Source organism: Arthrobacter sp. LAR12-1-1.1, from assembly GCF_040676555.1.
In the GTDB taxonomy this organism is placed as follows: Bacteria; Actinomycetota; Actinomycetes; order Actinomycetales; family Micrococcaceae; genus Arthrobacter.
The window spans coordinates 106,140-124,594 of sequence record NZ_JBEGIG010000012.1; the positions used below are offsets into that span (position 1 = coordinate 106,140).

An 18,455-nucleotide genomic window follows, 5' to 3' on the forward strand; every position below is an offset into this window, starting at 1 on the left:
ACCATGGCATCGCAGACCCTGCAGTCAGTGCCCGCCGAGCCATCGCCGGTACGGCATGAACAGAGCCCCGAGGACGCGGCCCGGCTCGACGCCGAGGGCCAGGCCTACTTCGACAAGGTCATGGCCGAAGATTCCCGGATCGAGCCGCGGGACTGGATGCCGCCGGCCTACCGGAAAACGCTCCTGCGCCAGATCTCCCAGCATGCCCACTCGGAGATTATCGGCATGCAGCCGGAGGCCAACTGGATCTCCCGCGCCCCGAGCCTGAAGCGCAAGGCCATCCTCATGGCCAAGGTCCAGGACGAGGCCGGCCACGGACTCTACCTCTACTCCGCCGCCGAAACCCTCGGCCAGCCGCGTGATCAGATGATGCAGGACCTGATGGACGGCAAGGCCAAGTACTCCTCCATATTCAACTACCCCGCCCGCACCTGGGCGGACATGGGCGCCATCGGCTGGATGGTCGACGGCGCCGCTATCGCCAACCAGGTGCCGCTGTGCCGCGCCTCCTTCGGCCCCTACGGCCGCGCCATGGTCCGCGTCTGCAAGGAAGAATCCTTCCACCAGCGCCAGGGCTTCGAGATCCTGCTGGAACTCTCCCACGGCACGCCCGAGCAGAAGCAGATGGCCCAGGACGCGGTGAACCGCTGGTACGCGCCGGCCCTGATGATGTTCGGCCCGCCGGATGACGATTCACCCAACTCCAAGCAGTCCATGGCCTGGAACATCAAGCGCTTCAGCAACGACGAACTGCGCAACCGCTTCGTCGGCATGATGATGGAGCAGGTCAAGGTCCTGGAGCTCACCCTCCCGGACAAGGACATCCGCTTCAACGAGGAAACCAAGAAATGGGAGCACGGCCCGCTGGACTGGGATGAATTCCACGAAGTCCTCGCCGGCCGCGGCCCCTGCAACGCCCAGCGCCTGGAACGGCGCCGTGAAGCACACCACAACGGCACCTGGGTCCGCGAAGCCGCGGCGGCTTATGCCGACAAACAGCGCCGCAAGCAAGCAGAAAAGGTATCAGCAGCATGACAACCGAACCCCAAGCAGGAAACGTCTGGCCCATCTGGGAAGTATTCGTCCGCTCCAGCCGCGGCCTGTCCCACGTCCACGCAGGATCCCTGCACGCACCCGACGCGGCCATGGCCCTGCGCAACGCCCGTGACCTCTACACCCGCCGCAACGAAGGGGTGTCCATCTGGGTGGTCCCGGCCGAGGCCATCGCCTCGAGCGATCCGGACGCCAAGGGCTCGTTCTTCGAGTCGCCCCAGGGCAAGGATTACCGGCACGCAACGTACTACACCAAGAGCGAGGGCGTGAAGCACCTGTGAGCACCACACGTGAAACGGCGGCAGAAACCGGCGGCCACGGCGACATTTCCGTCGGCGTCCAGGGCGCCAGCGGCAGCGGCGAGGCCACGGCCAGCGCCACCCGCATCACCCCCGGCAACGCCCTCCGCCCGGAGGACATCGCCCTGGCCGTGAGCCGCGGCACCGCCAAGCCGAGCGAGGACGTTGCCGAGTTCGCCCTGCGCCTGGGCGATGACGCCCTGGTCCTCGCCCAGCGCCTGGGCCACTGGATTTCCCGCGCCCCGGAACTCGAAGAAGACATCGCCCTCGGCAACATCGCCCTGGACCAGTTGGGCCACGCCCGCTCCTTCCTCAGCTACGCCGGCGGCGCTCTCGGAGAGGACGGAACAGCCCGCAGCGAGGACGACCTCGCCTATTTCCGCAGCGAGCCCGAGTTCCGTTCCGTCGAGATCTTCGAACTCCCGAATGGCGACTTTGCCGTCACCATCGCCCGCCAGTTCGTCGTCAGCTACTACCAGTTCGAGCTGTACAGCCGGCTGACGCAGTCCACCGATGCAACGCTCGCCGGCATCGCCGCCAAGGCCGTCAAGGAAGTGGACTACCACCGCGACCACAGCGCCCAGTGGGTGCTGCGCCTGGCCCAGGGCACGGACGAGTCCCGCGAAAAGATGATCCACGGCTTCAAGGTCATCTGGCCCTACGTGGACGAGCTGTTCCGCGACGACGAGCTCACCGCCCGCCTCAGCGAAGCAGGCGCCGCCGTCGAACCCTCCAGCCTCCGCACCAACTTCGACCGGCTCACCGGCGAGGTCCTGGCCGAAGCGGAGCTCGAGGTCCCCAACGTGCAGCCAACACCCGGCGGTGGCCGCAAGGGTCTGCACTCCGAACACCTCGGCTACCTCCTCGCCGAAATGCAGGTGCTCGCCCGCGAGTACCCCGGGGCCAGCTGGTAACCACCATGGACATGTACGTCAGCCACCCCACGGCCGCAGACGGCCGCCCGGCGGAGCAGAAGACCCCCGAGCAAAAAGCCTGGGACCTCGCTGCCACCGTCTGCGACCCGGAAATCCCGGTCCTCACCATCGAGGACCTCGGGATCCTGCGCAATGTCCAGCTCTACGACGACGGCGGCATGGTCCCGGCGGTGCAGGTCACCATCACGCCGACGTACTCCGGCTGCCCGGCCATGGACGCAATCCGCGACGACCTTAAAGCGGCCTTCAACCGCGAAGGCTACCCCAGCGTCAACGTGGAACTTGTCCTCTCCCCGGCCTGGACCACCGACTGGATGAGCGAGGACGGCAAGGCGAAGCTGGAGCAGTACGGGATCGCCCCGCCGTCGGGCCACTCGGCGGCCGTCCGGCACGCAGGCCCGGTCCGGCTCGCGCTCGCCGTTAAGTGTCCCCAGTGCTCATCGCTCAACACCAAAGAACTCACCCGCTTCGGTTCCACCTCCTGCAAGGCCCTCTACGTGTGCCAGGACTGCAAGGAACCGTTCGACTACTTCAAAGTCTTGTAAGGAACAGGTGCCTCCATGAAGGTTGTCCGCCAGAGCGCCGCGGAGTCGGCCACAGCCACCGGCCGCCGTCGTGCGTCCTTCCACACCCTGACGGTGGACGAGGTCCGCCGGCTCACCGACGACGCCATCGAGGTGACGTTCGGGGTCCCGGCCGAGCTCGCCGGAGCGTTCGATTACCTGCCGGGCCAGTACGTCGCGCTGCGCACCACCCTGCCCGACACGGACGGCCAGCCGCACGAGATCCGCCGCAGCTACTCGATCTGCGCCGAGCCGCGCAGTTTCGCGGACGGCAGCAGCGAAATCCGGGTGGCCATCAAGAAAGACCTCGGGGGCCTGTTCTCCACGTGGGCCAACGCCGAACTCAAGGCTGGCGACGTCCTGGACGTCATGAGCCCCATGGGTGCCTTTATCTCCAAGCACGGCCGCGACGGCAAGTCCGTGGAGCAGAACGTCATGAACTCCATGAACCACCCGGAGGAGCTGGCGGGGGAGCCCGGCTCGTTCGTCGCGATCGCCGCAGGCTCCGGCATCACTCCCGTGATCGCCATTGCCCGCACCTTGCTGGCGGCCCATCCGGAGACCCGCTTCGACCTCATCTACGCCAACAAGGCCGCCATGGACGTGATGTTCCTCGAGGAACTCGCGGACTTGAAGGACAAATACCCGTCCCGGCTGGCGCTGCACCACGTGCTCTCGCGTGAACAGCGGATCGCGCCGCTGCTCAGCGGCAGGATCGACGCCGAGAAGCTGCAGGCGCTGCTGGGCACCGCCATCCACGCTGACGACGTCGACGAATGGTTCCTCTGCGGCCCGTTCGAACTCGTCCAGCTGTGCCGGGACACTCTCGCCGCACGCGGCGTCACCCCGGAGCACGTCCGCTTCGAACTGTTCACTTCCGGCAAGCCGGACCGCCCCGAGGGCAACATTGGCCGGCCGGTGATCGCGGACGAATCCAAGGAGACCTACAAGATCACGTTCAAGCTGGACGGCCTGCAGGGCGAAGTGGCGAGCCCCACCCACGCCCGCGAATCCATCCTCAACGCCGCCCTCCGGGTCCGCCCCGACGTGCCGTTCGCCTGCGCCGGCGGCGTCTGCGGCACCTGCCGGGCCAAGGTGGTCAGCGGCAATGTCACCATGGACGAGAACTACGCCCTGGAGCAGGACGAGCTCGACAAGGGCTATGTCCTGACCTGCCAGTCCCACCCCACCACCCCGGAAGTCACGGTCGACTTCGACGTCTAGGGTTTTTCGACTACTAGGCCTTTTCGAATCCAAGGAGCCCCATGATTTCCCTGTCCATTGCTCGCGGCGTCGCCGAGGTCGTACTCGACGCCCCGCACAAGCTGAACTCCCTCGACGAGCAGGCACTCGCGGATTTGTCCCAGGCGTACGATCGCGCCGCTGACGCCGCCGCCCGCGGCGAGGTCCGGGCACTGCTGCTCCGCGGCGAAGGACGCGCCTTCTGCGCCGGCCGTGACATTGCCGGCGTGACCCCGGAGAGCGACGACGCGCAGGCCTACCTGGGCGGCCTCGTCCAGCCGCTGCTCAAGAAGATGAGCGCCTTCCCGGCGCCCACGTTCGCCGCGGCCCAGGGCGCCTGCCTCGGCGTGGGGCTCGGCCTGCTGCTGGCCACGGACGTGGTCTACGTGGCGGAAAATGCCAAGTTCGGCTCACCGTTCGCCAAGCTCGGCGCCACCCTCGATTCCGGCGGCCACTGGTACTTCACCGAGCGCCTCGGCATGCACCGGACCCTGGACCTGATCTACACCGCCGAGCTCATGAGCGGCGCAGACGCCGTGGCGCAGGGACTGTTCAGCCGGGCCATGCCGGCAGCCGAACTGCTCGAGGCCACCCGGTCGATCGTCGCCAACGTGGCCACAGGCGCCACGGGTGCGTTCCGGGCCAGCAAGGAGCTCGTGGCGCACATCCGGGACCAGCGGCTGGGGCTGTGGGAGGCCATGGCAGAGGAGAACGCCGAGCAGGCAAGGCTGTGCAAAAGCGAGGACTACGCCGAGGGTTTCCGCGCCTTCCAGGAGAAGCGCAGCCCGGTTTTCAAAGGTTTTTAAGCTTCTCCTTTGAGGTCACGATTGCGACTTTGTACGATTGATTTGTAGGGTTCACCTATGACTTTGGGGAAATCAGTAAGAAAAGCCGTCATTCCTGCTGCCGGATTGGGAACACGCTTCCTGCCCGCCACTAAGGCAATGCCGAAGGAAATGCTGCCGGTGGTTGACCAGCCGGCCATCCAATATGTGGTGGAGGAAGCCGTCACGGCAGGCCTTACGGACCTCTTGATGATCACGGGGCGCAACAAGCGGGCCCTGGAGGACCACTTTGACCGTGCCCCGGCCTTGGAGCGGACGCTGGAGCTCAAGGGCGATCTGAACCGCTTGGAGGCAGTGCAGCACGCCTCCAACCTGGGGCCGCTGCACTACGTCCGCCAGGGCGACGCCAAGGGCTTGGGCCACGCTGTCTTGTGTGCCCGCCAGCACGTGGGAAACGAGCCCTTTGCCGTCCTGCTTGGCGACGATCTTATTGACGAGCGCGACGAGTTGCTCAGCACCATGATCGAGGTCCAGGCCAGGACCGGCGGCTCGGTGGTCGCCTTGATCGAAGTGGATCCGTCCCAGATCAGCGCCTACGGCTGCGCGGACATCTCCGTGGTGGAAGGCGAGGACTACTTCCGGGTGAACCGCCTGGTGGAAAAGCCCGCTGTGGAGGACGCTCCGTCCAACCTTGCAGTGATCGGGCGGTATGTTCTTCACCCCGAGATCTTCGACGTCCTGGAGGACACTCCGCCGGGCCGCGGCGGGGAGATCCAGCTGACTGATGCCCTCCAGACCTTGGCCGTGTCCGATTGCGACGGCGGAGGCGTTTACGGTGTGGTGTTCCGGGGCCGCCGCTATGACACCGGAGACAAGCTGAGCTACCTGAAGGCGGTTATTTCCATCGCCTCGGAACGCGTGGAGTTCGGTGAAGAGCTGAAGTCCTGGTTGAAGGAATTCGTGAACTAAACCGCAATCTAAATGCGATACTTCGGCTGGTCCGGCGCTGACAGGCGCTGGGCCTGTTGGGTTCTTACGGCTCTGAGCACACCGGCTGCCAACAGAGTGCCTGCCGCGCAGCCGGCGCTGTTCGTCATAATGTCCAGCGGGCTTGCATAGCGGCTACTGAGGAAGAGTAACTGGCCGAGTTCCATGCACGCGGAGACTAGGAGCCCCAGGGCCGCGTTCTGCCACCATTTCCTGCGCGGAAAAGCCAAGGTGGCCGCGATGCCCACGGGAATAAAGAGCACCACGTTTGCGATGGCCTCTATGAACGCGTAGTTGATCCAGCCAGGAATTCCGTACGCATGGAGCAAAAGCAGGGTCCCGGCAATTTCGCCCTGGACGGGCCGGTCCACGGGGCTGGGCCAAAATCCGATGAGTGCCAGCAGGATAAATGCACCGCCCAGGACTCTTTGCCAGAGCCGGGGCCGCAGCAGCGTCCTCAAACCAGCCCTAGGAGGACTTCAGAATGGCCAGGGTCGCTGTCCCGAGCGCGGCTGCCGCCAGGAGCGTTAGAAGGAAATAAGGGAGTGCCTGCGGCGTTGGCAACGGCAGGGAAAAGTGCGGCCGCCATCGCCTTGTTCTTATGCGCCAATGTCTCCCCGTAAATTCAGGTCTCCCCATAACCCTAGTAAATACCACAATGGGTCCATGACAGACCGTGTGACGTGTTTAACATAAAATGGTGGTGTGGTTCATCGGTTTCCCAATGAACCACACCACCAACTTTAGTGCGTGTTGTCCTGAGGCCTAGGCTGCAACCTCTGCCTTGGCGCGGCGGCGAACCACCACAACAGAGGTCGCGCCGGCTGCCAATGCACCTGCGCCAACCAAGGACCAGATCATGAGGTTGGAGTCAGCGCCGGTGTTGGCCAGTCCGCTTGTCGAGGTGGAGGTCGTGGTGGTCGTGGAGGCGGGCGCCACTGCGGCGCCTTCCACCGTGATGCTCGAGGTAGCGGTGACGCCAGACTCCAAACCGGTCGCGGTGATGGTGTATACGCCCGGCTCGCTGATGCTGAGCGGGAGGGCGAAGGCGCCATTGGCATCTGCCTTAGCGGACAACTGCTGCGGTGCCAGCGGCAGCGTGATCTTGCCGGTGACGCTCATTCCGCGGCCGTTGACGCTGGCGCCCGTCGATGCAGGCTTGGTCCCGGGCGTGACCTTGATGACGAGGCCTTCGCCAGCCTTAAAGCCCTTGCCGCGGAAGACGAAGTCAGCGCCTGGGCCAACCACGCCGTCAGAAACGGCGGCGTTTGCGGGCGGTGCCGGATACTTATCCGCTGCGACTGCCGGAAATGCGCCGATGAGGGCGATGGAGCCTGCGAGCGCGATTGTTGCAAGTGTTTTTTTCATGTGTCCCCCTGAGACCGTAAATTCGTGTGTCACGCGATGTGGAGATTTCCGGCCCCCCGAGCGGCCGCGGATTGAAATCTCATTTGATAAGCCCATGCAGAGACTAGCATCTAAAACGAATGTGACCAAAGTGAATCAAGTCGCTTTACTTACTGTTAACGTGGCATTTACGTCCCCGCCCCGCAGGCGGAATTCTCGGTGGCCATGATGACGTCCTTGACGGGCTGGACGGTGGGCGTGACAACCACGGTCGGTTCCGTATGCTGGACGATTTTGCCGAAGGTCAGGTCTACCGTGCTGCTCTGACCGGGGGCCAGGGTGAGGGTGACAGTTCCCACAGGTCTATCGGCGTGGCGGTGGGCGGCGAAGTCGGTCTTCGTGCCGTCCACGGTGGCTGTTTCCACGTTGGCCTGGACCGGACCGTAGGCAATCACGTTGGTCTGGACTGTCCCGGCTGGCACACCGAAGATGCCCCCTCCAGTGACATAGGCAGGAAGTGACGTTGCTGCGTCGGCAGGGGCTGTGTTGGTGCTCGTGATGCGGACCTTGACCTGACCGTAGTCGTCACCGGTACATTCCTTTACGAGCTGGACAGTCCGTTTGACGTAGTAGTCCATTTTGGCTCCGGTGCCATCGTTGAAGTAGACGCCGAACTGTGCGGGGGCGACACTCTTGCCCGCGATTGATCCGCTAAGCGGATAATTCGCGATGATGGCCTGTTCATTGGCCGCGCCGGACCAGACAAGAACCCGGCCTTCCGCCGCACCGCGGGTGATGCCCTTGATCAAGCCCCTAGCTTCACCCTTGCCGCTGGAGAGGGCCCCAAAGACCTCCTTGGCCACGTCCGCGAAATAGGCGTCCTGCAGTTCAGGGCGTTCGATCTTCGCGTAGACGTCTGAGACCAGGGTCTGCACAACGTTCTTACCTGTCAGTTCGGTCGGGAGCCCGATCTTGGCTGCAGCGGCCAGCCCGGGATCAGTTATCCGCACGGGCCCGGTTGCATCCAGGATATAGCCCAGCGCCACGGGGTCCAGGGACAGGACGCCGTCCACCTGCTGCCCGGTCCTCTTCTCCCACATGGCCTGCGCTGTGGCTGCCGCAGTGGGAAAGTCCGGGGTGAGATTGACGTCGTGCATGTACTCGCCCAGGCGTGCCGAGTAGATCTGCGCCTGCTCAGGGTCCGCAGGGAATACGGGGAAGAAGACGCCGAGCCCCGAGGCACTGCCTTGGGCCCCGAGCGTCAGCTTGCCGTGATCGAACGTCAAGACCGCCAAGGCCCCCGGAATGCCCCCAGAGGCCCGGGATTCCGCGTTGTTTTGGATCATCAGCAAGTAACTGCGCGGGCCATCTGACCCCAACAGGCCTGGGGCCACTTTTGCGGCACTAGCAGCTGCATCCAGCGCACCGGTGACGCTCCGAAGCTGTTCGCGGGCGCGCGCCAGGGGTTCAGCCACCTGAGGGAGCAAACCGCTAGTCTCGATTCCGTCAATTCGCTCGGCCGATGCCCGCACGGCGTGGGCGGCGGACGAAACGCTGGGGGAAGCCTGTCGTAGGGGTTCCAGATTCGTGCCCGCGCTGCTCGGCAGCAATCCCTCCCAGCTGAGGGACTCGAATACGTTTACGAGCGGGTCTACGCCCAACGTGGCAACGTCGTCTGCTGATCGTGCGACTTCTGTAATGGCGCTGAAATTTGGACCTAACCACGGAATAGCAGAGGCCAAGGACCACAGCGGATCGCCGGCTGCCTCCCGTGCTGTGGCTGTGTGGGAACGAAGCCGGTCCGAAGTCTCTCTTGCTTCCTGTGGCTTGTCGTTGGCAATACTAGCTTTGAGGACGGGGATCAGCTGCGCGGTTGCTTCAAGTTCGTCCTTGATGACGGTGGCTCGTGTACCAAGCCATGCCGCCGCCACACTGAGCACCGCAGTGAGCGCTAGGGACGAGGAAAGGACTATGTAACGGCGCGGCAATTTTCGGGCTTGTGTCTGCTGTGTCCGCCTCTTCTGCTCGGGATGGCCGTTGCCGTCCTCTGGCGCCTCTTGGGTGTCAATCATCGCCTACGGAAGCCCCAGACTTAGGTGGCCACAGCCAATTACAGATGTTCGCATTGTTTGTTTCCTTGCCTATGAAGGGCGTCTGCTTGGTGGCTTAGTAGGCGCCTGCGCCACGAAAAACGGCACGAAAGGTCTTCAGTAAAATCATGAGATCGCCAGCAAGCGACCAGTTTTCCACGTAATACAAATCAAGCCTGACTGAGTCCTGCCACGATAGATTCGAGCGCCCACTCACCTGCCAAAGACCCGTGAGGCCAGGCTTAACCAGGAGTCGGCGGCGAACATCATGCTCGTAGGCTGCCACTTCCGTAGGCAGAGGGGGGCGCGGACCAACCAGGCTCATGGAGCCACCGAAGATATTGAAGAGCTGGGGGAGCTCGTCCAAGCTGAATTTTCTGATGGATCTCCCAACGCGTGTTACGCGGGGATCTCTCTTCATCTTGAAGAGGAGACCGCTCCCGTCACTGTATTGCGCGAGCTCCGCCAGTCGCTGTTCGGCGTCCACCACCATTGACCGGAACTTCAGCATTTCAAAATGCTCGCCCTCCATCCCCACTCGCTCTTGCTTGAAGAGGACGGGCCCCTGGCTTTCCATCTTTACGAGCACGGCTACGGTTAGCATGATCGGTGCGGAGACGACGATCAGGACGGTTGACACGAGGACGTCAAACAGCCGCTTTGCTACGCCCTGGCCACCGGCCAGAGTAGGTGTCGTCACATGGATCAGCGGTAATCCGGCAACCTGTTGAGTGTGAATCCGCGGCCCCGCAATGTCAGTTAACGCTGGGGCCATGATCAACCCGATATTGCGAGAGGCCAACTCCCAGCCAAGGTGGCGCAGGGTTTGAGGATGGAGTTGAACCCCAGCGGAAACGGCCACGGCGTCTGCGCCGCAGACCTCAATTGCGTTCATGATGGAACGCGCGTCAGGCTCGTGTCCCAGTACTGGCAAACCGGACTCCGGTTCTACGCCGGGTCCCGCATGAGTTCCCGGGGTATACGCCGCGATTGGCAGATAGCCGGCGTGCCTTGCGCGTTCTAGGGACGCTGCGAGATGTGCGACGGCGCTTGGACCGCCCAAAATGAGCAATCGCGACATGCTGTGGCCGCGCTGTCGGGTGATATTTAGGTGCTGCCTAATAAGCCAACGTCCAAGGAGCAAACCAACCAGCCCGACCGGTAGCGCAACTCCAACGTATCCTCGTGCGGTATCGACGCGGAGGACGTAGGAGACGATAGCGATCAGACCAAATAGCCAGAGTGAGGCCGCAGCGACCCGCTTGTATTCGTCGGGGCCAGAACCGAGACTTCGAGTCTGTCGGCTGTTCCAGGCCCCGAGCATGACCCACCAAACGATAGCCAAGGCGACCGAAAGCCAGGCATAGGCGAATTCCTGACCCGCGACAACGAAATCCGGTTCCACGCCGAAACGGATAATGAAGGCTCCCACCACCGCCCAAACTACGACAAAAGCATCGACCACCCGCAAACGCCGGGAAGACCGAGCACGCCAATCTCCGCCCGCAGGCATCAGATTCCCCCCACTTTTTGAAGTTCTGGATTACGCATTCAGTTGTGCGCTGACGGTGTTAATTAGCTGCGGACCGAAGCAAAGTTCGCGCGATACCAATCTACAGTTTCGCGAACACCCTCTTGGAGCCCGATTGAAGCTGACCAGCCGGCCCCTGTCAGCTTGGAAACATCCAGCAACTTACGTGGGGTTCCGTCAGGCTTGGAGCTGTCCCAATCAATAACGCCTTTGTAGCCGACGGCATCAGCAACGAGGGACGCCAATTCTTTGATGGTGACGTCTGTTCCCGTCCCAACATTCACCTGGGAAGCGCCGTCGAAATTCTCTAGCAGGTGAAGGCAAGCAGCAGCCATATCGTCCACATGCAGGAACTCGCGCCGAGGCGTTCCGGTTCCCCAGTTACTGACGCTTTCCGCTCCAGACCTGGCCGCTTCGTCGTAGCGGCGGATAAGGGCAGGTAGGACATGCGAGCCTTCCGGGGAGAAGTTGTCCCCGGGGCCGTAGAGGTTCGTGGGCATTGCCGAGATCCACGGCAAGCCATACTGACGGCGGATGGCCTGGATCTGCATGATTCCAGCGATTTTCGCGATGGCGTAGGCGTCGTTGGTGGGCTCCAAATGCCCGGTTAGGAGTGAGTCCTCCCGAATAGGTTGTTCCGCGAATTTGGGGTAGATGCATGAGGACCCTAGGAACAAGAGGCGTTCAACACCGTGTTCCACCGCAGCGTCTAGAACATTTACCTGGATACGGAGGTTTTCGCTGAGAAAGTCCACCGGGTAGGTGTTGTTGGCAAGAATGCCACCAACCTTGGCTGCAGCCAGCACCACATAGCGGGGCTTGGTCCCGGCGAAGAACCGGAACACTGCCTCGCGGTCCTTCAAATCGAGATCCGTCGACGACCGACCGATGATGTTCGTGAAGCCCTCGGATTCAAGGTTTCGCCAGATTGCCGATCCGACAAGTCCACGGTGGCCGGCAACGTAGAAAGTTGAAGTCCGGTCAAGCTTGCTTGGACGGAAACTGGACTCCGTCACCATCAGTTCTTCCAGCTTTCGAGATTGACGCTGTCGATCCAGTGGTTTCCTGCGTGCTTCAAGGCCTCGATGTCGGCATCTACCATAATTCGAGCTAGTTCCGGTGTATGAACGGAGGCCTTCCAACCGAGTTTCTCCTGGGCCTTCGACGCATCTCCGACCAAGGCGTCTACCTCTGTCGGGCGCAGATAGCGCTCATCGAAACGCACGTGGTTCTCCCAGTTGAGGCCGGCATGCTCGAAGGAGATCTGGAGGAAGTCACGAACGGTGTAGTTGCCACCTGTGGCCAGCACAAAATCATCGGGCTCGTCAGCCTGCAGCATGCGCCACATGCCTTCGACGTACTCGGCGGCGTAGCCCCAGTCACGAACTGCGTCCAAGTTGCCCATGTAGAGCAGATCTTGTTTGCCGGCCTTGATCGCGGCCACCGCGCGGGTGATTTTGCGCGTGACAAAGGTTTCACCGCGTCGGGGTGACTCGTGGTTGAAGAGGATGCCGTTCACCGCGTACATCCCGTACGCTTCACGGTAGTTCTTGGTGATCCAGTAGCTGTATACCTTCGCAGCGCCGTAGGGGGACCGGGGATAAAACGGAGTGTCCTCGTTCTGTGGGGGAGGCGTGGCGCCGAACATCTCGGAGGAGGACGCCTGGTAGAACTTGGTCTCAATTCCGGACATACGAACCGCCTCCAGGAGACGGATCGTGCCGACACCAGTGGTGTCAGCCGTATGCTCCGGTTCATCAAAGGAAACTCGCACGTGAGACTGGGCCGCCAGGTTGTAGACCTCGTCCGGCTTGATCTCCGCAAGCAGCGTGACGAGTCGCGCACCGTCACTCAAATCGCCATAGTGCAGGAACAGTCTGGCCTTCGGATCGTGCGGATCCACATAGAGGTGATCCACACGGGCGGTATTGAACGTGGATGCCCGTCGGATGAGGCCGTGAACCTCGTAACCCTTGGACAACAACAGTTCGGCTAGATAGGACCCGTCCTGTCCCGTTATACCCGTGATCAGAGCGCGCTTGGCCATGGTATCCCCCAAATGAAGAAGTTGCGTGACAAAAGAATCGCCCGACCTATCGGCCGCGCGACGATGCCAGACTTGTAATGAAATCATCATAGTGGCTGATGGCAGTGGACTCCGACAATGTTTCGTGTCGGAATTTAAGGCCGCGGGATCCCATCGCGTTCGCGGCGTGTTTGTCATTCCAGAGTCCCTCGGCAGCTTCAAGTAGAGCCTGCGGATCTGCCGCGTCAACACGGATACCACCTCTGGAGGCCGCGAGCTCCCCGGCTGTCACGCTTCCCTCGTCAGTGGCGGCAATTACCGGAACTCCGGCATTGAAGTAGGAGGTGAGCTTACTGGGGACGGCCATGTCCCTCACTCCAGGCAACTCATTGACTAGGAGGACGTCGGCTGCCGCTAGGGCCTCCATGAAGTCGCTCCCCGGGAGAGGGGGCAGGAATTGAAGGTGGCGCAAGTCCGTGGCCATGGTCTGCAGCTCACGTCGCTGATTGCCATCACCCATCAGGACGAAACGAACGGGACTCTCTTGCTCCTGCGCCAGCCTGGCGGCGTTGACCACGTTCGCCAGCCCCTGCTTCTTGCCCATGTTCCCAGCGTGAAGAACCACCGTTTCTTCCGGGGCCCAGCCGAGGCGGGATCTGACTTCCTGCCGGCATGATTTTGGAGCGGGCGGCAGATGGGTCCAGTTTCGAATTACCTTGACGTCATCCGAAGACACATCGAGTGAGGTGACCATGTGTTGTTTGAAGCGATCATGGATTGCCACCACTCCGTCAGCCGATCGTAGTATCAGGGATTCCAAGGCTGTGGAAAGCCATGCCAACTTCTTCCCCCCGGTGCCGGTCTCGGTCACGCCACGACTGTAGAGATCTTGCACCCAGATTCCGAGGGCTGGGCGGCCCGGGGACAATTTCACGCGCACCATAGCTAGCGCACTTGAAAAGAGCGCAGGACTGACGACCAGTACCACGTCTGGCTTCTCCCAGCGCGCAAAAACGAGCCGGAGACCAAAACTCAGTTCCATATGCAGACGCGACAACGGACCTGGGGCGGACGGAACGTGGTGACGTAGCCGCTGGACTTGGACGCCATTAATCACTTCCGAACGTGCCCAGCCTGAATATCCCTTCCTCAGAGTCCACTCGGGATAGTGTGGGTACCCCGTAAGTACGCGGACCGTATGGCCGGCCGCAGCCAGGCCTTCCGCAAGACTTGAAGTGTAGGGAGCGTTGCCGGTTGGCTCGGGAGCGTAGTTCAATCCCAAGATAGTTATGCGCAGATTTGGTCGATTCACAGATGTAAGAATAGTGCGAAGCGTCCTTGCTCAGATGCGAAGCGTGCCAATCAAGCCAAGTCAACGTCACACCCGGGAGTTAATGAATGGGGATGCAGTCCACGTGAACATGTCAACGAGGGTCATTGACCTGTCCCGCGCTCCGGGCGAGGGGGCGTCATGGGGCCGACCGAAGGCAGTCGTCTATCTTTGGGCCGCAGTCGAACTGATATTCGTAACCAACCCGTGGCAAGTGAGCTCGGGTCTGAGGGCCGCGGTTCTCCGGCTATTTGGAGCCGAGATAGGAAATGGCGTCATATTTAGACCCCGAACAAGGGTGAAGTTCCCTTGGAAACTCAAAGTTGGAAACAACAGTTGGATTGGCGAAGGTGTCTGGATCCATAATCAGGATCAGGTCACGATAGGTGCCAACGTTGTTGTCTCTCAGGAATCATTCATAACCACGGGGAGTCATGCGTTCCGGCGCGACATGGCGCTGCTTACTAAGCCAGTCAAAATAGCGGACGGTTCGTGGGTGACATCCAGATCAATTATTCTCGGGGGATCGTTTCTCGGTGAATCATCATTTGTGGCACCCATGAGCGTCGTCTCAGGGATAGTTGCAGCGAACAGTATGGTCAGAGGTAATCCAGCCGAGCATTATGCATATCGTTTTGTCGAAGAATCGGATTTCATCAGTTGAGAATTACTCACGTACTTACTTACGTTTCGGAAGATGGTTCCTTCGGTGGGCCCACCGCAGTAGCCTTAGCCCAACTGGATGATTTGAAAGAAAAAGATGTCATCTGTGGCCTAGTAGCAGGATGGGACGGCCACGTTTCCTTGAATTCTACAGTTTCCCACGTCTTTGGACGGGTTTGGAAATTGGGAAAAGGATTCAAATTCATTTTTGCTCCGCGAGTGCTATGGGAAATGATCGGCCCCAGGCCTCAACGCGAGATACTTCATATTCATTTGGGTAGAGATTTTGTATCCATGTCTGCGGCGATAATTGCAATGCTCAGGAAACTTCCGTTCGTAGTCCAGACTCACGGGATGATCACTTTAAGATCCTCAATTTCTATCAGATTATTTGATTCACTTTTTACGATACCGGTGCTGAGGCATGCTGAAAGAGTATATGTGCTTACGGATGAAGAGGAATTACGAATTGCTTCGATAGCGAAGCGTGGCGCTGCGATTGAATCCCTCGCGAACGGCATAAAAGACGTGCTGGACTCCCCGGAGGATATTCGCGACCCTCATCTGATTGTTTTCTTGGCGAGGTTACACCCCAGGAAACGAGTGTTGGCTTTTGTCGAGATGTGCCGTCTTCTACGTGACCAGGGTGTACGATTCCGGGCGGAAGTATATGGTCCGGACGAGGGTGACTTGGACGAGATGCTGCACCTAGTCAGAACGCACGACCTTGATTTGCTTGTCAAGTACTGCGGATCGGTTAATCCCGGCCAGTCAATTGGACTTCTACGGAAGGCAGGAGTCTTTGTGCTCCCTAGCTATGGTGAGGTCTTCCCCATGACAGTCTTAGAATCGATGGTGTCCAGGACGGCTGTGGTCACGACGATGGACTCTGGACTTTCTGAGATTCTTTCCGCTCTGGATGCTGCAGAGGTTACTGACGGTTCCCCTGAAGAGCTGGCAAATGCTACCGCCAGGGTACTGGTCGATTCATCACGGAGGGTTGAGCTTGTCCGGAATGCACAAGGCGCCTTGGAGTCACATTTTGGAATAAGAGCCGTTACGAATCAGTTAGTGAATGGATATAGAGAAATTCTGGATCGAAGAAACCCTGAACTTAAGTAATCTGCGCGGTATGTCGTGACACCTCGGATAAAAGCAGGAGAGAGGCTGGTAGTCAGTGCCGAAATACACGGTTATTATGGCCGCAAAGAATTCAGCGGAGACCATTGGGCTCGCTGTATCATCGGTGATGAGGGGGCTGCCATCTGATTCAGAAATCGTCGTGTGGGACGATGGCAGCGTCGATGGAACCGGCGAGGAGGCTCTTAGAGCTGGGTCCGGCAAGGTCAGCGTGATTCGTGCCGAAATGAGCGTCGGTAGCGGGCGTGCTCGGCAGAATATACTTGAGTCAACCGATAGTGAATTTGTAATAAACATGGATTCGGATGACGTTTCTATGCCTTGGAGATTCAATTATCAACTCGATCAAATGGACGCCGCCGACTTTTGTTTTTCCGCCAGTTTTCGCTTCTCCAAGGGAAGCCTACTCAGGAAGCCAACACTGCCCCTGAGTTATACGGACCGAGAGACGCGCACGTCATTGGCATTTCATAATGTTTTGACACATTCAAGCATGGTGGCACGTCGTTCTGTATTGTCAATGGTAGGTGGCTACGGGGATTTTCGACTTGCCCAAGACTACGAATTGTGGTTGCGCGCAGCATCTCGAGGTGCCCGCTTTCGCCGCATCGGCGTGCCTTGCTTGGCTTACAGACTAAGTGATTCGCAAGTTTCTAGCCAAGAGGGGTATATGGATCGAATACTCACGCAGCCAGGGCTATTTAATTCGTACTTGGGGTTATTGGATAGCCTAGCTCCCGGAGGGCCTAGCCGGCTTCCTGGCGCCGGGGGCGGCGATGGAGATATTGAGTCATTATCTTATCTTTTACCTGAACTGCTATCGAATTTTCGTCCTCCCTTGCGATATTATTATCGAACCCTGCTTAAGAAAAATGCTTATGGTCCGTTTCACGGCCTGCGATCGCTAAATGAGCGTTAGACCAAAATGCGGAGTGAATGACATTTCATGCCCTCAACCGAACTCTTCCTTCTCATTGGCAAGCAGTCTTTCGTTGTTGTTCGACAACTTCCGCGTCCCCCCCGTGTCGTCTGCTGCGATATTGTGCCCGCAAGTTAGGTCAGTGTGTCCGCTCGATTTCAAATCGGTTGGGATGCTCTGTTGATTCGGTCTGTGTGGTCCCTACTAGAGCGCTTGATACCTCGAGCTTCGACATCCGTTCTAATGCTTTTGTTGGCCTGGCGCACTTCTCCGGAAGTCGTGGGAGTGTACGCTTGGGGAATTCTCGCATATACGGCTTTGACGGCTGTTACGGACTCGACAATGAGGCAGATTGTCGTTTCGGCGATCAAATCTGACAAAGGTCTGCAGTTCGTTCGACGATATCAACGAATTGTGGTTTTTGTTTCGCCAATCTGCATGGCAAGTGTGATCCTGCTGCTTTGGCTGACGTCGGACGGTGAGCGGCGGATGACGGTTCTGTGCTTATTGCCCCTTCTACTTGGGCCTCCCGTCATGGCATGGAACATCTGGAATATTGGTGCTATGCAGGCCGCTCACAGTTGGCGATCCTTAGCCACGGGGCAAGTGCTGGCCAGCTTGTTTGCGATCATTGTCGGCGTGCCGCTGGTAGTTGTGTACGCCAATCCGTTCGGTGCATCGCTTGGCGCCGTGACGGTCGAGATTGTCATGGCGATCTGGTGCAGCGTTGCAGCAAAGGGGCTGCCAAATCGGATAGATCGTCGCTCTGATAGGTCGAGAAAGGACTATAGGACGATGGCGGTCTACTCTGGCCTGGCTTGGGGCCAAGGGCAAACCGACCGACTTTTTGTGGGATTGGTCGCGGGCAGTCATACGCTTGGCGTGCTTTCCCTTGGTGCATCACTTTCTCGGGCGCTTGGGGATGCTGTCGCGTCTTCAAACGCCAACCTTCTGCGCGCCGAACTGGCCTCCGCACCAGCATCACGCGCGGAGCGGCTGGGCACGAAAGTCCTATTGAGAGGGATGATTCTGGCCGCAGCTGCCGCGGTGCTGACGGCGTGTGCTAACAAATGGGTGCTAATCCCGATACTTTCCGAAAGCTGGCGGCCAGCCTTGGAAATTGTCCCGCTTCTCTGCCTAAGCGTGGTGCCATCAGTGCTTTCATGGAGTGCCGCTGTTTATCATGTTCGATTCAACACAGGTAAGCGCGCGCTTATCGGTCCGTTTGTGAGCATAGTAATCGCACTGCCGCTGTCGATGCTTTCACTATTGAGCCTCCAGGCCCTAGGCATTGGTATAGTCGTTCGCGAGTTCGTTATGGTGGCCGTTTCCTACATGGCGATTGGTCGTCGCGCGCCGTGGCAGGCGCTATATGGCGCTCTCGCCATTACTGCGCTGCTCGGTGCAGCGGTCTTCACATTAGACATGATTTAATGTAGGAATTCGGAATCTACGGAAATATACCTTGGGAAATGGGGATCCTGTTCGACCAGCGACTGCATGCGGTCTTTCACCGCGGCTTCGCCTGCCACTGATCCGGTAGCG

17 protein-coding genes and 1 pseudogene are annotated in these 18,455 nt (G+C 60.0%); 11 read left to right on the plus strand and 7 right to left on the minus strand.

Features of this window, described 5'->3' with window-relative positions; all coding sequences use genetic code 11:
* The first annotated feature begins 3 nt into the window (after nt 1-3).
* From paaA to galU, 7 genes are read left to right on the plus strand one after another with little or no spacing between them, the layout of a single operon-like run.
* Nucleotides 4-1,035 (plus strand): 1,2-phenylacetyl-CoA epoxidase subunit PaaA, encoded by a 1,032-nt coding sequence (paaA, locus tag MRBLAR12_RS08545; RefSeq protein ID WP_364745166.1) that lies wholly within the window; start codon nt 4-6, stop codon nt 1,033-1,035.
* Complete coding sequence (gene paaB / locus MRBLAR12_RS08550; protein WP_229995222.1) at nt 1,032-1,334, plus strand: 1,2-phenylacetyl-CoA epoxidase subunit PaaB; 303 nt, start codon at nt 1,032-1,034, stop codon at nt 1,332-1,334. Before paaA ends, paaB begins: the two co-directional genes overlap by 4 nt.
* The gene (paaC, locus tag MRBLAR12_RS08555) at nt 1,331-2,266 is read left to right on the plus strand and encodes a 1,2-phenylacetyl-CoA epoxidase subunit PaaC (protein ID WP_364745170.1); all 936 of its coding nucleotides are present in this window, start codon (nt 1,331-1,333) and stop codon (nt 2,264-2,266) included. Before paaB ends, paaC begins: the two co-directional genes overlap by 4 nt.
* A gap of 11 nt (nt 2,267-2,277) precedes the next feature.
* Nucleotides 2,278-2,832, plus strand: coding sequence for a 1,2-phenylacetyl-CoA epoxidase subunit PaaD (gene paaD / locus MRBLAR12_RS08560; protein WP_229995233.1), 555 nt, complete (start codon nt 2,278-2,280; stop codon nt 2,830-2,832).
* Between the two features lie 15 nt (nt 2,833-2,847).
* On the plus strand, nt 2,848-4,074 hold the full coding sequence (gene paaE / locus MRBLAR12_RS08565; protein WP_364745173.1) for a 1,2-phenylacetyl-CoA epoxidase subunit PaaE: 1,227 nt from the start codon (nt 2,848-2,850) through the stop codon (nt 4,072-4,074).
* Between the two features lie 41 nt (nt 4,075-4,115).
* A complete protein-coding gene (locus MRBLAR12_RS08570) occupies nt 4,116-4,898 on the plus strand; it encodes an enoyl-CoA hydratase/isomerase family protein (protein WP_364745176.1) in 783 nt (260 codons plus the stop codon).
* A 57-nt stretch (nt 4,899-4,955) separates the two neighbouring features.
* Nucleotides 4,956-5,846: a UTP--glucose-1-phosphate uridylyltransferase GalU gene (galU, locus tag MRBLAR12_RS08575; RefSeq protein ID WP_364745179.1), complete on the plus strand. Its 891-nt coding sequence runs from the start codon at nt 4,956-4,958 to the stop codon at nt 5,844-5,846.
* Between the two features lie 95 nt (nt 5,847-5,941).
* On the opposite strand, the pseudogene MRBLAR12_RS08580 reads toward galU, so the two are convergent.
* From MRBLAR12_RS08580 to MRBLAR12_RS08610, 7 genes and pseudogenes are all read right to left on the minus strand, one after another.
* Nucleotides 5,942-6,325, minus strand: a pseudogene (locus MRBLAR12_RS08580) (VanZ family protein); the annotation flags it as partial.
* Nucleotides 6,326-6,629: 304 nt separating this feature from the next.
* Complete coding sequence (locus tag MRBLAR12_RS08585) at nt 6,630-7,232, minus strand: LPXTG cell wall anchor domain-containing protein (RefSeq protein WP_364745184.1); 603 nt, start codon at nt 7,230-7,232, stop codon at nt 6,630-6,632.
* 167 nt (nt 7,233-7,399) lie between these two features.
* Nucleotides 7,400-8,743 carry a DUF4012 domain-containing protein gene (locus tag MRBLAR12_RS08590; RefSeq protein ID WP_364745961.1) on the minus strand — a complete coding sequence of 448 codons (1,344 nt, stop codon included), beginning with the start codon at nt 8,741-8,743 and terminating at the stop codon, nt 7,400-7,402.
* Nucleotides 8,744-9,377: 634 nt separating this feature from the next.
* A complete protein-coding gene (locus MRBLAR12_RS08595; RefSeq protein WP_364745187.1) occupies nt 9,378-10,814 on the minus strand; it encodes a sugar transferase in 1,437 nt (478 codons plus the stop codon).
* Nucleotides 10,815-10,876: 62 nt separating this feature from the next.
* Nucleotides 10,877-11,851: a GDP-L-fucose synthase family protein gene (locus MRBLAR12_RS08600; protein ID WP_364745190.1), complete on the minus strand. Its 975-nt coding sequence runs from the start codon at nt 11,849-11,851 to the stop codon at nt 10,877-10,879.
* Nucleotides 11,851-12,879, minus strand: coding sequence for a GDP-mannose 4,6-dehydratase (gene gmd / locus MRBLAR12_RS08605; RefSeq protein WP_364745193.1), 1,029 nt, complete (start codon nt 12,877-12,879; stop codon nt 11,851-11,853). The genes MRBLAR12_RS08600 and gmd overlap by 1 nt, the downstream gene beginning before the upstream one ends.
* Before the next feature lie 46 nt (nt 12,880-12,925).
* The gene (locus MRBLAR12_RS08610) at nt 12,926-14,170 is read right to left on the minus strand and encodes a glycosyltransferase (protein WP_364745196.1); all 1,245 of its coding nucleotides are present in this window, start codon (nt 14,168-14,170) and stop codon (nt 12,926-12,928) included.
* Between the two features lie 109 nt (nt 14,171-14,279).
* On the opposite strand from MRBLAR12_RS08610, the gene MRBLAR12_RS08615 reads away from it, so the two are divergent.
* The 4 genes from MRBLAR12_RS08615 to MRBLAR12_RS08630 all read left to right on the plus strand — a co-directional run bounded on the left by MRBLAR12_RS08615 (nt 14,280) and on the right by MRBLAR12_RS08630 (nt 18,344).
* Complete coding sequence (locus MRBLAR12_RS08615) at nt 14,280-14,852, plus strand: acetyltransferase (protein WP_364745964.1); 573 nt, start codon at nt 14,280-14,282, stop codon at nt 14,850-14,852.
* Nucleotides 14,849-15,973 carry a glycosyltransferase gene (locus tag MRBLAR12_RS08620; RefSeq protein ID WP_364745198.1) on the plus strand — a complete coding sequence of 375 codons (1,125 nt, stop codon included), beginning with the start codon at nt 14,849-14,851 and terminating at the stop codon, nt 15,971-15,973. The genes MRBLAR12_RS08615 and MRBLAR12_RS08620 overlap by 4 nt, the downstream gene beginning before the upstream one ends.
* A 55-nt stretch (nt 15,974-16,028) precedes the next feature.
* Entirely contained in the window at nt 16,029-16,910 is an 882-nt protein-coding gene (locus MRBLAR12_RS08625; RefSeq protein ID WP_364745201.1) for a glycosyltransferase family 2 protein, read from the plus strand.
* A 342-nt stretch (nt 16,911-17,252) separates the two neighbouring features.
* The gene (locus tag MRBLAR12_RS08630; RefSeq protein ID WP_364745204.1) at nt 17,253-18,344 is read left to right on the plus strand and encodes a hypothetical protein; all 1,092 of its coding nucleotides are present in this window, start codon (nt 17,253-17,255) and stop codon (nt 18,342-18,344) included.
* The last annotated feature ends 111 nt before the right edge of the window (nt 18,345-18,455 follow it).

Coding starts and splice junctions, on each gene's coding strand:
- paaA (WP_364745166.1), top strand. CDS start 4: ATGGCATCGCAGACCCTGCAGTCAGTGCCCGCCGAGCCATCGCCGGTA.
- paaB (WP_229995222.1), top strand. CDS start 1,032: ATGACAACCGAACCCCAAGCAGGAAACGTCTGGCCCATCTGGGAAGTA.
- paaD (WP_229995233.1), top strand. CDS start 2,278: ATGTACGTCAGCCACCCCACGGCCGCAGACGGCCGCCCGGCGGAGCAG.
- paaE (WP_364745173.1), top strand. CDS start 2,848: ATGAAGGTTGTCCGCCAGAGCGCCGCGGAGTCGGCCACAGCCACCGGC.
- MRBLAR12_RS08570 (WP_364745176.1), top strand. CDS start 4,116: ATGATTTCCCTGTCCATTGCTCGCGGCGTCGCCGAGGTCGTACTCGAC.
- galU (WP_364745179.1), top strand. CDS start 4,956: ATGACTTTGGGGAAATCAGTAAGAAAAGCCGTCATTCCTGCTGCCGGA.
- MRBLAR12_RS08585 (WP_364745184.1), bottom strand. CDS start 7,232: ATGAAAAAAACACTTGCAACAATCGCGCTCGCAGGCTCCATCGCCCTC.
- MRBLAR12_RS08595 (WP_364745187.1), bottom strand. CDS start 10,814: ATGCCTGCGGGCGGAGATTGGCGTGCTCGGTCTTCCCGGCGTTTGCGG.
- MRBLAR12_RS08600 (WP_364745190.1), bottom strand. CDS start 11,851: ATGGTGACGGAGTCCAGTTTCCGTCCAAGCAAGCTTGACCGGACTTCA.
- gmd (WP_364745193.1), bottom strand. CDS start 12,879: ATGGCCAAGCGCGCTCTGATCACGGGTATAACGGGACAGGACGGGTCC.
- MRBLAR12_RS08615 (WP_364745964.1), top strand. CDS start 14,280: ATGTCAACGAGGGTCATTGACCTGTCCCGCGCTCCGGGCGAGGGGGCG.
- MRBLAR12_RS08630 (WP_364745204.1), top strand. CDS start 17,253: ATGAGGCAGATTGTCGTTTCGGCGATCAAATCTGACAAAGGTCTGCAG.